This window comes from Meiothermus luteus, assembly GCF_003574085.1.
GTDB lineage: Bacteria > Deinococcota > Deinococci > Deinococcales > Thermaceae > Meiothermus > Meiothermus luteus.
This window is the reverse complement of record NZ_QWKZ01000080.1, coordinates 1-12,335: the sequence shown is the minus strand read 5'-3', so window position 1 is coordinate 12,335 and position 12,335 is coordinate 1. Positions and strand designations below refer to the sequence as shown.

The following is a 12,335-nucleotide window of genomic DNA, read 5'->3' as shown; positions in this document are numbered from 1 at the left end:
CGGTCAGGATGACCGCGGGGGGCGGGTCAAACTGCACCTTGCCCGAAGGGGTGCCCGCGCCCTCGGTGAAGGGGCGATGGCCGCGGGGGATATTGAGCCGCACGAACCCCTCGGCCTTGAGCCGCTCCAAGGTGATGCCCTTTAGCCAGGGGTGGGGGGAGTCCAAAAGCGAGCGGGCCAGGGTCTCGGCGTCCCAGTAGAGGGTGGGCTCGTCCAGGCCAAGGCGCTTTGCCAGCTCGGCGAAGACCCAGGTGTTGGGCCGGGCCTCGCCCTGCGGGGGCATCAGGGCCTCGTTCCAGGAGAGGTAGTAGTGGCCGTAGGCGGTGTAGAGGTCGGGGTGCTCCAAGAAGGTGGTGGCGGGCAGCAGGTAGTCGGCAAAGCGGGTGGTCTCGGTGAGGGCCTGCTCGAGCACCACCGTGAAGAGGTCCTCGCGCGATAGGCCCCGCTGCACCAGGTCGGAGCGGGGGGCCACCACCGCGGGGTTGGAGTTGAAGACGAAGAGCGCCCGGATGGGCGGGTTGAGGGCGGTGAGGGCGGTGCCGAGCTGGGTCATGTTGACCCGCCGGGGAGGGATGGTGCGGGCGGCGAGCAGGTGGTTCCCGCCCAGGTACTTCCGGTTCAGGGCAAAGGCCCCGCTGGTGCTGAGCAGCGCCCCCCCGCCCGGGTACTGCCAGGCCCCGGTGAGGGCGGGCAGCAGGATGACCGCCCGCAGGGCCGAGCCCCCCCCGGGGTGGCGGGTCAGGCCGTAGCTGGTGCGGATGAAGGAGGCCTTGGCCCGGGCGAACTCGAGCCCGAGCCGCTCCACCGTGGCCGCCGGAACGCCGGTGGCGGCCTCTACCCGCTCGGGCGTCCAGGCTAAGGCCACCTCCATAAAAGCCTCAAAGCCGGTGGTCATGCGGGCGATGTAGTCGGCGTCGTGCAGGCCGGCCTTCACGATGGCCCGGGCCATCCCGTAGGCTAGGGCGGCGTCGGTGCCGGGGCGAATCTTGATGTGCTCGTCGGCGAAGCGGCTGGTCAGGTTCTCGTAGGGGTCAATGTGGACGATGCGGGCTCCGTTCTGCCGGGCTTTTTTGAGGAAAGGGGTGAGGTGGGTGTTGGTGTGGAGGCTGTTGATGCCCCACAGCAGGATCATGCGGGCGTGGGGTATTTCCTCTGGGTCGGTGCCGAAGCGGTGGCCGTAGGTGGCCTCCCAGGCCGCGCGGCCCGCGGTGGCGCAGATGGTGGTCTCGAGCTCGCTGGCCCCCAGGGCCCGGAAGAAAGCCAGGGGGTGCTCGTACTGCATCAGGCCCATGGTGCCGGCGTAGTGGTAGGGCAGCACCGCCTCGGGGCCGTGTTGCGCCAGGATTTGCCGGAGCCGCTCGGCAATCTCGTCCAGCGCCACCTCCCAGCTCACCCGCTCAAACCTGCCCTCGCCCTTTGGGCCCACCCGCCGCATGGGGTAAAGGGGCCGCTGGGGGTGGTGCTGGCGCTCGGGGTAGCGGTAGGTCTTGACGCAGGCGAAGCCCTGGGTGATGGGGTGGGCGGGGTCGCCCCGCACCTCCAGGAGCCGGTTTTCCCGCTCATCAATGGTGAGCAGCAGGCTGCAGGCGTCGGGGCAGTCCAACGGACAGGTGGCGCGGGCCTGGCGGAGCAGCATACGGCCATTATAGGGCCTGGGCTTAGGCCACCCGCTCTGCGGGAAAGCGCTGGCTTGGGTTGGCGTACTCCTCCTGGGCGGCCACGAGCTGGATTTCTCGGGTGCCGAGCTGGTGGGTGAGCCAAAGCAGCCGGTAGGTGGCAGCGACCGCGTTTTCCAAGCTCAGGACCAGCCGGCCGGTCTTGAGGTAGTGGCCCAGGAACAAGGCGGCTATAACGTCCCCGGTGCCGTTGCGGGGGGGCTCGAGGGGAATGTAGGGGGTGCGCACGCGGTAGGCCCCCTCCTCGCCCAGGGCCAGGGTCTCTATGCCATTGGGGGGAAGGTCCTTCGGCAAAAGGCTGGTCACCATGACCACCCGGGGGCCCCCAGGCCGCATCCTTGCTCGCAGCTTCTGGGCGGCCCCCAGGGCTTCTTCTAGGCTCCGAACCGGCTGCCCGCTCAGAAGCTCCAGCTCAAACTGGTTGGGGGTGAGCAGATCTGCTTGGGGCAGCACCTGGGCCTCTAGCACCGGGGGGATTTCGGGGCGCACGAAAATTCCCCGGCCCACGTCCCCCATTACCGGGTCGCAACAGAAAAGGGCCTTGGGGTTTTGCGCCCGCACCCGCTCCAGCGCCGAAAGGATGGCTGCCGCGGTACCCGCGCTGCCCATGTACCCCGAGAGCACCGCATCGCACTGGGCCAGCGCCCCCCGCTCGGCGATGCCCTCCACCATCTCCACCAGGTGTTCTGGCGGCAGCGGCATGCCCCTCCAGGTGCCGTAACCGGTGTGATTGGAGAAGAGCACGGTGTGGATCGCCCAGACCTCAAAGCCTAGCCGTTGCAGGGGGAAGACCGCGGCGGCGTTGCCCACGTGGCCGTAGGCGACCCAGCTTTGGATGGAGAGGATGCTGCGGGGCAACCGCATGGGGAAAGTTTAAGCAGCCCCGCTGTGGCCCTGTCAAACCTTGCTGGGGCTTTGGGCGTCTGCTTGCTGACTTTCCCTCGCCAAGGTCCTAGAGGAAGCGTTTAATGGGGTACCAACGGAGGTTAAGCAGCGGGGGGCTTAGACCTTTTCGGATTTTGTGCTAAATTGCCCGACGTCTGGCGTGTGAAAGCCAGGCGCGGAGGTGTGTATGAAGAAACTCTTCGCTTTGTTGGCGGTGGCCCTGCTCAGCGGGGCCCTGGCCCAAGGCCGCCTGTTCGGCGAGGTGGCCTCTGGCAACCTGAGCATGGTGCCAAGCTTCGGCCTTTCGGTAAGCGCTCGCATGGGGGCGGAGGAGCTTCTGGGTCCCCTGGCCCTGCGGGGCGGGTTCGGGCTTGGGGTTTCCGGGAGCAGCACCAACTTCAACCTTGGGGCGGGCGTGCTCTACTTCCTGCGCGGCTCGAGCCTGCCCTTCTACTTCGGCGGCGGACTGGGGTTGCAGGCGGGGGGCGCCACCGCCTTCAATCTGAATGGGGCGGCGGGGCTCGAGCTGCCCGTGACCCGTGACTTCAACTTCTTCCTGGAGCTCCAGCCGTCCATCAGGTTCGTGAGCGGGAGCAGCCAGTTCACCCTGGGCCTGGAGTTCGGGCCCCGGCTCTACTTCCGCTAGGCCAAGGCCTTTAGGGACCAGGGGGCAGGGCCCCCTGGTTTTTTTACTCGTAGCGCAGGGCCTCAATAGGGTTCAGCGCGGCGGCCCGGGCGGCGGGCCAGACCCCAAAGAAAAGCCCCACCAGCGCGCTTACCGCGAGGGCCAGGAGGACCGTGATGGGGCTTAGGATGTAGACGAAGAAGGGCACCGCCAAGGTGACGAGCAGAAGCAGCCCGGCGGCCAGGGCCACCCCCAGGACACCCCCCAGCAGGGTGAGCACCACCGCCTCTATCAAAAACTGCTGGCGAATCTGGCTCGAGGTAGCCCCTAGGGCCTTGCGCAGCCCAATTTCCCGGGTGCGCTCGGTGACCGAGACCAGCATGATGTTCATGATGCCGATGCCCCCCACCAGCAAGGAGAGGCCAGCGATGCCCCCCAGCAGGACCTGCAGGATGCGGGTGATGGAGCGCAGGGTGTCCTGGAAGCTTTCGGTGGAGGTGATCTGGTAGCGGCCCTTGCCGTGACGGGCCTCGAAGATGCGCTCTACCTGGCGCTTGACCTGGGCCGCGTCGGCCTCTTTTTTGAGCGAGAGCACCAAGAAGGCGTACTCCCCCCGCCGGGCGGTGGGGGAGGTGTTCCACACCAGGGGAATCGGGGCGTAGACCGTGGCGGCGGCCCCCAGTCCCCCGAAGATGCCGGCAGGGGGGGCCAGCACTCCTACCACGGTCAGCTCGAGGCGGCCACCCCCGGGGTAGAAGAGGCGCACTACCTGGCCCACCGCCTCGCGGCCAGGGAAGAGGTCTTTGGCCGCCCGGTCGGAGAGCACCGCCACGGCCAGACCCCCGCGGGCCTCGGCCTCGGTGAAGTAGCGGCCTCGAGCGATTTTGAAGGTAGGGTCAAGCCGGGGAAGGTCGCCCGGGGTGCCCTGGAGCTGGATGGAGCGGCGTTCGCCGGGGCGGGCCTCGTACTGCAGGTTGCCGAAGAGCTGAGGAATGACCACCGCCGGAAGCCCCTCCAAGGACCTCAGGTCCTCCTCCCGGATGGGGGCGGTGCTGAAGTCGTGTCCCTCGTTGAAGTTGGGCTGGACAAAGATGGAGCGCCCGGCGATGGCCTCCAGGTCTTGGGTGATGCCCGCGGTGGCCATCTGTCCTAGTGAGACCATCGCGGTAACCGAGAAGACCCCAATCACGATGCCCAAAAGGGCCAGAAAGCTGCGCAGCTTGTTGGCCCAGAGCGATTCAAAGGCCATGCGCAGGTTTTCCAGGGGGTTCATGCCCCCGCCGTCCTCGCCTGGGGAGAGTGGCTTCAAGGGCGCCCCCCTTCCACCACCCGGCCGTCCCGAAGGCGCACAATCCGTTGGGCTCGGGCGGCCACATCGGGCTCGTGGGTGACCATGAGGATGGTTTTGCCCTGCTGGTGCAGGCTCTCAAAGAGGGCCAGTATCTCCTCCGAGGAGCGGGAGTCTAGGTTTCCGGTAGGCTCGTCGGCCAAGAGCAGGTCGGGCTCCTGGACCAACGCCCTAGCGATGGCTACCCGCTGTTTCTGCCCGCCCGAGAGCTCAGCAGGCAGGTGGTCCAGCCGGTCGCCCAGGCCCACCGCCTCCAGGGTCCTTCGGGCCCGCTCGAGCCGGAGGGCCGGGGGCAGGCCCCGGTAGACCAAGGGCAGGGCCACGTTTTGCAGCGCGGTGAGCCGGGGCAGCAGGAAGAAGGCCTGAAAGACAAAGCCTATCCGGCGGTTGCGGATGCGGGCTAGCTGGGCCTCGCTCAGGCCCCGCACCGAGTTTCCTCCCAAGCGGTACTCCCCCTCGGTAGGGGTGTCCAGCAGGCCGATGATGTGCATCAGGGTAGACTTGCCTGAGCCGGAAGGCCCCATCAAGGCCACGAACTCGCCCTTTTGTATGGTGAGGTCCACACCCGCGAGGGCCCGTACCTCCACCGTACGGGCCCCGCTGCCCGAGCGGTAGACCTTGGTTACCCCCTGCATCTCCACCACCGGGACCACGCCCTAACCCCCTGTGCGGTATCTCACTTTTAGTCCTTCCTTCAGGGTCTCGGGCGGCAGCGAGACCAGCAGGCTGCCTTCCTCGATCCCCTCCACCACGGCCCGGGTGAGGTTGCGGGCCCTCAAGGCCACGGGCACCTTTTTGACCCGCCGGGTCTGCTCGTCTATCTTCCAAACGTAGTGTTGGTCTCCCTCCTCCACCAAGGTCTCCAGAGGAACCAAAAGGGCCTCTTGCAGGCGCAGGGTGGTGATGCGGGCGGTGACGCTCAAGCCAGGGCGGGCCAGGGCCTCGGCTTTGGGTTCTAGGAAGCGGATAAACACCGGAAGCACCGCGCTGCCCCCGCTCCCGGCTACCTCGGCCTGAACGCCCATCCGCTCCACCCGGCCCAGGAGGGGCTCCCCGGGAAGGGCGTCTAGCTCGAGCCGCACCGGTTGCCCGGGCCGCACCCCGGGGATGTCGGCCTCGGCCAGGCGGGCCTGCACCCGCAGGCTTCCGGCCTCCACCAACCGGATGGGCCCACCCCCGGCTGCTTCCACCCCCACCAGGTAGCCCACGCTGGCCACCGTGCCGGCCACCGGGGCCCTCAGGGCAGACTGGGCCAAGGCCCGTTCCAGGGCCGCCACCTCGCCTTGGCGGGCCTCCATCTGGGCGAGCAGCTCGAGCTGGGCGCTGCGGTGGGCCTCGGACAAGCTTTCGAGCTGGGCCCTTAGCTCGGTGGCCCGCCTTTGGGCCTGCTCCACCTCAGCCCGGGCCGCCCCCCCGACCTCCAGTAGCTCCTGGAGGGCGCGCAGGCTCCGCTGGGCCTCCTCGAGCTGGTTTTCTAGGCGGACGCGGCTGCTTTGGAATTCGGCTTCTTGGGCCCGCTGCCGGAGCCGCAGGGCCTCTAGGGTTTTCTTGGCGGCCTCGAGCCGGGCCGCCTCATCGGCGGTCTCGAGCACCGCCAGCACCTGTCCGGCCTCCACCCGCTCTCCCTCCCGCACCCTCACCTCGGCCACCCGGCCCGGCCGGGTGAAGGTGAGGGGGTAGACCCGGGCCTCCACCACCCCATTCGCCCGCACCTCCCGCACGAAGGCCCCCCGCTCCACCCGGACCACGTTCACCGGCAGACCTTGCTCGGCGCGGGGCCGCAACAGGCCGAAGGCGGTAAGGCCCAAGGAGAGGAGCAACAACCACCAAAACCAGCGTTTCATAGGAGCGCCTCAGCCCTGGCCCAGAATACCCCACAGGGTGAAAGCCAAGGAGGCCGCACCCACCCCTAGGGTGGCCAGCCAGGCCCTTTGGGGTGCCAGAACCCTCAGGCCCGAGGCGATGACCCAAAGCGACCAGGCCAGGCTCAACAGGCCCAGCCCCTGCCCAACCCGGCTGACGGGGGCTGAGGCCACAGCGGTCTGGTAGGCCCGCTGCCAGGCCTGAAGGGCCTCGGTGTCGCTGAGCGGGGGTAGGGGCGGTAGGTCGGCGGTGATGGGGAAGAGCGCCCCTACGGGCAGCAGCACCAGGCCCACCAGCAGCCCCGGGGCGTTGCCCCAGCCATAAACCTCCCAGGCCCGGCTGTCGGGGCCGGCCAGCAAGCGGATGATGAGCCCGCCTAGCCCCCAGAACGCGATGCCGCCCACTACCCCTCCTAGAAGGCCGATTACGAGCTGTAGGGTGAATCCCCCGGGAACCGGGGTGGGCAGCAGGCGCACCAGGAGTAGGTTCCCCAAGGTAGCCAGTGTGGTGGCGGCCAGCACGATTAAAAACGGCGGTACCAGGTTGGGCTTGCGGGCCTGAAGGGTTTGGAAGAACTGCCTGGGGGAGAAAAGCACCTCTACCATGATCGCTCCTCTTCCAAGTTTGCCCCACCGCTTTCCTTTGGGGAAGGGCCGGAGGGCTTTGGGGTAATCTGGGGTCCATGAAGGCGCTTGCCCTGATCGCCCACGACCGCAAGAAGACCGATATGGTGGCCTTCGCCATGACCCATAAGGGGCTTCTCTCTCGTTTTCCCCTGGTGGCTACCGGGACTACCGGGCGGCTTTTGCAGGAAAAGGTGGGGCTTAGCGTGACCCGGATGCTCTCGGGGCCTTTGGGGGGCGACCAGCAGATCGGGGCCATGGTGGCTGAGGAGCGGGTGTTGGCGGTAATTTTTCTGCGCGATCCCTTGGAGGCCCAGCCCCACGAGCCCGATGTGCAGGCCCTGATGCGGGTTTGCGATGTGCACAATGTGCCCTTGGCAACCAACCTGGCCGCGGCGGAGGCGGTGCTGGCCTGGCTGAAGAGCGACCTCTCGGCCGACGAGCGGGGGGGCCTAAGGCAGATATAGTGTCAAAGAACCCTAATGTTAGGAAAGTTGAGTGCTATATTGATAATCAGCTATGACGCCTGTGGAGTGGATTCGCCAGATGGTAGAGGCCAACCGAGAGGCCCTGCAGCAGATGCCCTTTCCACCTGGGCTGGCCGAATACATTGATGAGCTGGTCAAGGCCGGTCAGACCGAGCAGATCATCGCCATGATGAAGATGAGCTTTCTGATCGGTGTGCAGCAGGGGGCCCGCAGTGAGGAGGTTTCGCTGCCCCCCAGGGCCCGCATCCAGGCGTAGGTCTGGGCCGAGGGTTATGCCCGCAGGTTAAGGCCCCGTGTCCGAGGAGGGGCCTTTGTTTTGATTGGTAACGTCCAAGCCTTTGTGGCCTCCTGGCTGGGGGGCTGGGCGTTACGCCGGGGTCACGGGGGCTGCCCCAGAATGCCCCATGGGGCATGAAACCCAGGAGGGCTCTCCTTAGCCAGGTCAGCGATGATTTTTCCCAACAAGTACGGCCGGGAGAGGTGGTCGGCAGCCCTAGCGACTGTGGGGCGGTGCGGCTGGGGGTGGACGTGGAGGCCCGGCTCTCTGTGGATGCGGGGGGGCTGCGCCTATCGGCCCTGGGGGTGCCGGGCTGGGGCCGGCAGTCCATCGCCTACGGCCCCCTGGAGAACAGGGGGGGGCTGGCCCTGGGGGTCCTTCTGCTCAGCGGCCATGCCAACGCCCAAGCCGAAGGGTTGAAAGAAAGCCTAGCGGTGGGCTTTTTTGACCAGCCGGTTCCGGATTTGCCCCTCGAGGCCGGCCCGGCCTTGGTGCTGCAGGGCCACCCCAGGGCCAACGGCCGGTTGTGCGCGGCTAAGCGCCAGGGGGTAAGCCCCTTGCTGCAAGGGGTGCCGGCCCTGCCCATCTACTTCCTGGTGCTCCTGCGGGAGCGGGGGGTGTTGTTCTACGCGGGGGCGCTGGAGGCCACCGGTTCTCTTCCAGCCCTTCCCAGCCTCCGCCCTTTGGGGCTGGAGCCGTATGGTCCGGTGGCGCGCTGGCTTTACGCGGGGGTTCACCAGGCCGTTGGGGGTGAGCGGAGCCACCGGGCCGACACCCGGGTCTACGGCGTGCGGGTGGTCCACCTGCCGCAGTGGCAGGGTTGGGGGCCTGCCCTGGCCGCCGACCCCCAGCCCCAGCTCGGCCGGAGGGCGGCCTTGGGGGGGGTCTGGCGGTTGGGGAAGCCGGGGATGCTGCTCGAGCCCGCCGAGCCGGGGGGCCTCCTACACCTGCGGCTTACCCCCCCGGCGGCCCTCCTTTGGCGCTACCACGACCCCGAGAACTACCTGGCCCTGGAACTGGGCGGTGGGCTGGCCCGCCTGTGCCTTTGGTACCGAGGCCGTTCGCTCGAGCTGGCCGTGGAGCCCTACCCCGGTGACCCGGGGGCACCCCGCTGGGTGCAGGTCCTAGACGATGGGAAGGCTCTGGGAATTACCTTAGACGGCCGCGCCCTCTTTTTCCTGGAGGAGCCGCGCCTGGCCGACGGCCGGGGGGTGGGCTTGGTGGGGCTGGGGGCCGATTTGGAGGTCCACCCCCGCCGGGTAGACCTCCCGTCCTCCTTGGCCATAGGGCACCCCCGGCTGCCCAAGGGGCAGCGGACCGTACTGGTCCCTTACCTGGGCGACCCCAGCGAGGAGCTGCTGCTGTTTTGGGAGCCCACCTTGGGCCCGGGCAACCTGGCGCCCGCCGAAGGGGGGATTAGGGTGGAAGGAGCCCAGGGCGCGCGCAGCCTGTACACGGTTCCCTGGGCCGACCTGGGGATGGCCGACCTAGAGGTGGAGGTTCTCCCTGCCCAAGGAGGGGAGGCCCGTTGCCGGGCTGGGGTGTGCTTCTGGCAGGACGAGAAGCACCACCTGGTGGTGGCCTTGGACCTGGAGGGGGAGGAGTTCAGGGTGGTGGCTTACTTACGCTTCGCGGGCTACGAGGACCCCCGCCGTGCAGTCTGGGCCTGGATTCCCAGGCCACGGGGTTCAGGGGTGGGCCTACGGCTGCGAGCGGTGTGCGACGGACATCGCTTTTTGGCCTATTTGGACGGCGAGCCAGTGCTCTACCGGGCCCTGGCCGACATCTACCCTGGAGCCTTGGCCTTGGAGCTCCGGCGGGTGGGGTTGGGGCTAAGCGGCCACGGGGAGGACGACGGGAGCGTGTTTCGGGCCTGGGTGGCCCGAAGGTGAGGGGCTAGGGGGCCACCCGGGCCGGTTGGTGGGCCAGAATACGGGGGTAAGGCAGGGCTACGATGCAGCGGCCACCCCTTTCTAGGTAGTCCGGCAGCCAGCGGCTCACCTCCTCGAGGTCCTCATAGGGGAACAGAAGGTAGTGGGTGGGGCGCTCCAGCAGCCTCTGCGGCCCCTGGATGGGGATGTACACCCCTGCCAGGTAGTGCCCCTGCTTGCGTGGGTCGGGGTCTATCAGGTAGTCCACCACCTCCGGCCCTAGCCCGACGAAGTTGAAGAGGAGGGCGCTTTCCGGGCCGGCCCCGTAGGCCGCGATCCGGCGGCCCCGGGCCTTAAGCTCGGTCAGCAGGGTCAGCAGGGCCTCCCGCAGGGCGGCCACTTGGGAGCCGAACTCGAGATAGTAGGCCGCCTCCTCCAGGCCCAGCCTGCGCTCCTCCTGCAGGTACCGCTCCACCCCGGGGCCACCGGGTTCGGTTCCCAGGTATAGGCGCAGCCACTCCGGCTCGAGCCCCTCTACCTGCTGCACCCAAAGCCCATGCCGTAGGGCCAGCCGTTTGAGCGCCCCTACCGAAAAGTAGTGCTGCTGCAAGGGGCTGAAGCGGGTGAAGCGGCGGCTCTCGAGCAGCTCGCGTAGGTGGGGCAACTCCAGGACCACACGGCCCCCCTCTGCCAGCACCCGGGAAAGACCCTCAAACAGCCCGTTGGGGTCGTGGGTGTAGGCGAGCAGGTTCCCAGCCAGGATGAGGTCGCTTTGGAAGCCTTCCTCCTTGAGCTGGAGGCCTAGGGTGTGGTCAAAGCGCACCCGGCGGGTGGGGATGCCCCGGTTCAGGGCCCTCTGGCTGCGCTCGGGGTGGGGGTCTAGGTAGAGCACCCGGGCACCCTTCTGCTCGAGCTGGCGGAGGAACTCCAGAGGGCAGCCCTCCAGGGCCAGCACCTGCTTTGGCCGCTGGACTCCCATCTGCGCCAGTAGGGCCCGCCAGTCTTTGTAGACCGGCTCGGTTTCAAGGGCCTCCTGGGCTTGACCCAGGAGCTGGACCAGTCCGCAGCGGGGGCAGAAGCCCAGCTCGAGCTGCGGGCGTTTTTCCACCGCACCGAGCTGGTGGGGGCTGCGCAGGCTGTCCAGCGGTATCCGCCCCAGGCTCAGGAAGCCAAGAAGCTCCCCGGCGCCACACGCACGGCAGGTCTTGAGCCTGTTCATCTGAACTCCGCGGGCCGGTGGGCACCGGCGTTGTCGCTCAAGGTAGGGTTTTCCCCGTAATCATAGCGTTATCCCCCCATCCCTGCCCATCAAGGCCTACGGCCGGGCTGGGTTAAGGGTGGGCGGGGCCAGCCTAGAGGGCACAACGTGGGGATAACGCCTATCATAACGAGACTGGGTTTGTAGCCCCCGCCCATGCGTCGGGCACCGGGTGGCCTAATCTCTATAAATAGGTGGGCGAGCGCTACGACTATATCGTGGTGGGCGCGGGTGCGGCGGGGCTTAGCCTGGCCTACCATCTGGTGCAAGCAGGGGTGGAAGGGCGGGTGCTCCTGCTCGAGCGGGCCCCCAAGACCAAGAACGACCGCACCTGGTGCTTTTGGGAAACGGGGACAGGCTCCTTTGAACCCCTGGTCTTCCGCCGCTGGGAGCACCTTTGGTTTTACGGGGAGGGCCAGGCCCTGCGCCTTAGCATTGCCCCTTACGCCTACAAGATGATCCGCAGCTGCGACTTCTACGCCCACATGGAGCGCTGGATCTCCGGCCAGCCCCAGCTCACCCTGCGCTACGGTGAGGTTAGCCGCATAGGGGAGGACCAGCAGGGTCCCTGGGTGGAGCAGGAGGGCCGGGTGTACTGGGGCCGGTGGGTCTTCAGCAGCCTGTACCAGCCCCCACCGCCCAGCCCCCGCTACCACCACCTTCTCCAGCACTTCAAGGGCTGGGTGGTGCGCACCTCCGGGCCGGTTTTTGACCCTCAGGCCGCCGTCCTGATGGACTTTCGCCTGCCCCAGCGGGGGCCGGCGTGCTTTGGCTATGTGCTGCCCTTTGATGCCCAGACCGCCCTGGTGGAGTACACCCTGTTTTCCCCCCGCCTTTTGCCCCCTGAGGCCTACGACCAGGGCCTGAGGGAGTACCTGGAGGACGTGCTGGGGGTGGGGCGCTACGAGGTTCTGGAGAGCGAGTTTGGGGTTATCCCCATGACCGACGCGCCTTTCCCGCGGCGGCCCAGCCCGCGGGTGATCCGGATTGGCACCGCCGGGGGTTGCACCAAGGCCTCCACGGGCTACACCTTCCAGCGCATCCAGGCCCAGACCCGCCGCATCGCGCAGGCCTTGCGGGAAACGGGCCGGCCGATTCTCCCTCCTGGCTCGAGCCGCCACGCCCTCATGGACAGCGTTTTGCTGCACCTTTTGGAGAGGGGCTACGCCCCTGGCGAGAGGGTCTTCAGCCGGCTTTTTCGGAAGAACCCGCCCCAGCGGGTGCTGCGCTTTTTGGATGAGGCCACGGGGTGGCTCGAGGACCTTCAGGTGATGGCCAGCGTGGACATACCGGTCTTTGCCCGGGCAGTCTTGGGGACGCTTTTGCGCCGCTGGGGGGTGGGCGCGTGGAGGTAGGGTTGCTGGTGGCGCTGCTCGTGGGGCTGCTGCCGGCGCTTTGGATGAGGCCCTCGGGGGTAGGGG

General features: G+C 67.8%; 12 protein-coding genes. 5 read left to right on the top strand and 7 right to left on the bottom strand.

The genetic code is table 11. From position 1 onward, the window contains the following. Together Mlute_RS11265 and pdxY are read right to left on the bottom strand one after the other, a co-directional pair. On the bottom strand, nucleotides 1-1,636 hold a 1,636-nt coding region (locus Mlute_RS11265; protein WP_119360740.1), incomplete at its 3' end, for a molybdopterin-dependent oxidoreductase. A gap of 22 nt (nucleotides 1,637-1,658) precedes the next feature. Continuing rightward, entirely contained in the window at nucleotides 1,659-2,540 is an 882-nt protein-coding gene (pdxY, locus tag Mlute_RS11260) for a pyridoxal kinase PdxY (protein ID WP_119360739.1), read from the bottom strand. A gap of 208 nt (nucleotides 2,541-2,748) precedes the next feature. Here pdxY and Mlute_RS11255 point away from each other — a divergent pair, with 208 nt between their 5' ends. Continuing rightward, on the top strand, nucleotides 2,749-3,207 hold the full coding sequence (locus Mlute_RS11255; protein WP_119360738.1) for a hypothetical protein: 459 nt from the start codon (nucleotides 2,749-2,751) through the stop codon (nucleotides 3,205-3,207). Nucleotides 3,208-3,250: 43 nt separating this feature from the next. Here Mlute_RS11255 and Mlute_RS11250 read toward each other — a convergent pair whose 3' ends face one another. Genes Mlute_RS11250 through Mlute_RS11235 form a run of 4 tightly spaced genes read right to left on the bottom strand, consistent with a single transcriptional unit; the run spans nucleotide 3,251 to nucleotide 7,002 of the window. Then, nucleotides 3,251-4,495 (bottom strand): ABC transporter permease, encoded by a 1,245-nt coding sequence (locus Mlute_RS11250; RefSeq protein WP_245958948.1) that lies wholly within the window; start codon nucleotides 4,493-4,495, stop codon nucleotides 3,251-3,253. Continuing rightward, complete coding sequence (locus Mlute_RS11245) at nucleotides 4,492-5,169, bottom strand: ABC transporter ATP-binding protein (RefSeq protein ID WP_119360741.1); 678 nt, start codon at nucleotides 5,167-5,169, stop codon at nucleotides 4,492-4,494. Before Mlute_RS11245 ends, Mlute_RS11250 begins: the two co-directional genes overlap by 4 nt. A 21-nt stretch (nucleotides 5,170-5,190) precedes the next feature. Beyond that, a complete protein-coding gene (locus tag Mlute_RS11240) occupies nucleotides 5,191-6,378 on the bottom strand; it encodes an efflux RND transporter periplasmic adaptor subunit (protein ID WP_119360736.1) in 1,188 nt (395 codons plus the stop codon). Between the two features lie 9 nt (nucleotides 6,379-6,387). After that, a complete protein-coding gene (locus tag Mlute_RS11235) occupies nucleotides 6,388-7,002 on the bottom strand; it encodes a YIP1 family protein (RefSeq protein WP_119360735.1) in 615 nt (204 codons plus the stop codon). A gap of 77 nt (nucleotides 7,003-7,079) precedes the next feature. Here Mlute_RS11235 and Mlute_RS11230 point away from each other — a divergent pair, with 77 nt between their 5' ends. The 3 genes from Mlute_RS11230 to Mlute_RS11220 all read left to right on the top strand — a co-directional run bounded on the left by Mlute_RS11230 (nucleotide 7,080) and on the right by Mlute_RS11220 (nucleotide 9,677). Then, complete coding sequence (locus tag Mlute_RS11230) at nucleotides 7,080-7,487, top strand: methylglyoxal synthase (protein ID WP_119360734.1); 408 nt, start codon at nucleotides 7,080-7,082, stop codon at nucleotides 7,485-7,487. Between the two features lie 52 nt (nucleotides 7,488-7,539). Then, nucleotides 7,540-7,764 carry a hypothetical protein gene (locus tag Mlute_RS11225; RefSeq protein WP_119360733.1) on the top strand — a complete coding sequence of 75 codons (225 nt, stop codon included), beginning with the start codon at nucleotides 7,540-7,542 and terminating at the stop codon, nucleotides 7,762-7,764. 155 nt (nucleotides 7,765-7,919) lie between these two features. After that, nucleotides 7,920-9,677 carry a hypothetical protein gene (locus Mlute_RS11220; protein ID WP_119360732.1) on the top strand — a complete coding sequence of 586 codons (1,758 nt, stop codon included), beginning with the start codon at nucleotides 7,920-7,922 and terminating at the stop codon, nucleotides 9,675-9,677. A gap of 4 nt (nucleotides 9,678-9,681) precedes the next feature. Here Mlute_RS11220 and Mlute_RS11215 read toward each other — a convergent pair whose 3' ends face one another. Next, on the bottom strand, nucleotides 9,682-10,875 hold the full coding sequence (locus Mlute_RS11215; RefSeq protein ID WP_119360731.1) for a methyltransferase domain-containing protein: 1,194 nt from the start codon (nucleotides 10,873-10,875) through the stop codon (nucleotides 9,682-9,684). 233 nt (nucleotides 10,876-11,108) lie between these two features. Here Mlute_RS11215 and Mlute_RS11210 point away from each other — a divergent pair, with 233 nt between their 5' ends. Next, on the top strand, nucleotides 11,109-12,269 hold the full coding sequence (locus Mlute_RS11210) for an FAD-dependent oxidoreductase (protein ID WP_119360730.1): 1,161 nt from the start codon (nucleotides 11,109-11,111) through the stop codon (nucleotides 12,267-12,269). The last annotated feature ends 66 nt before the right edge of the window (nucleotides 12,270-12,335 follow it).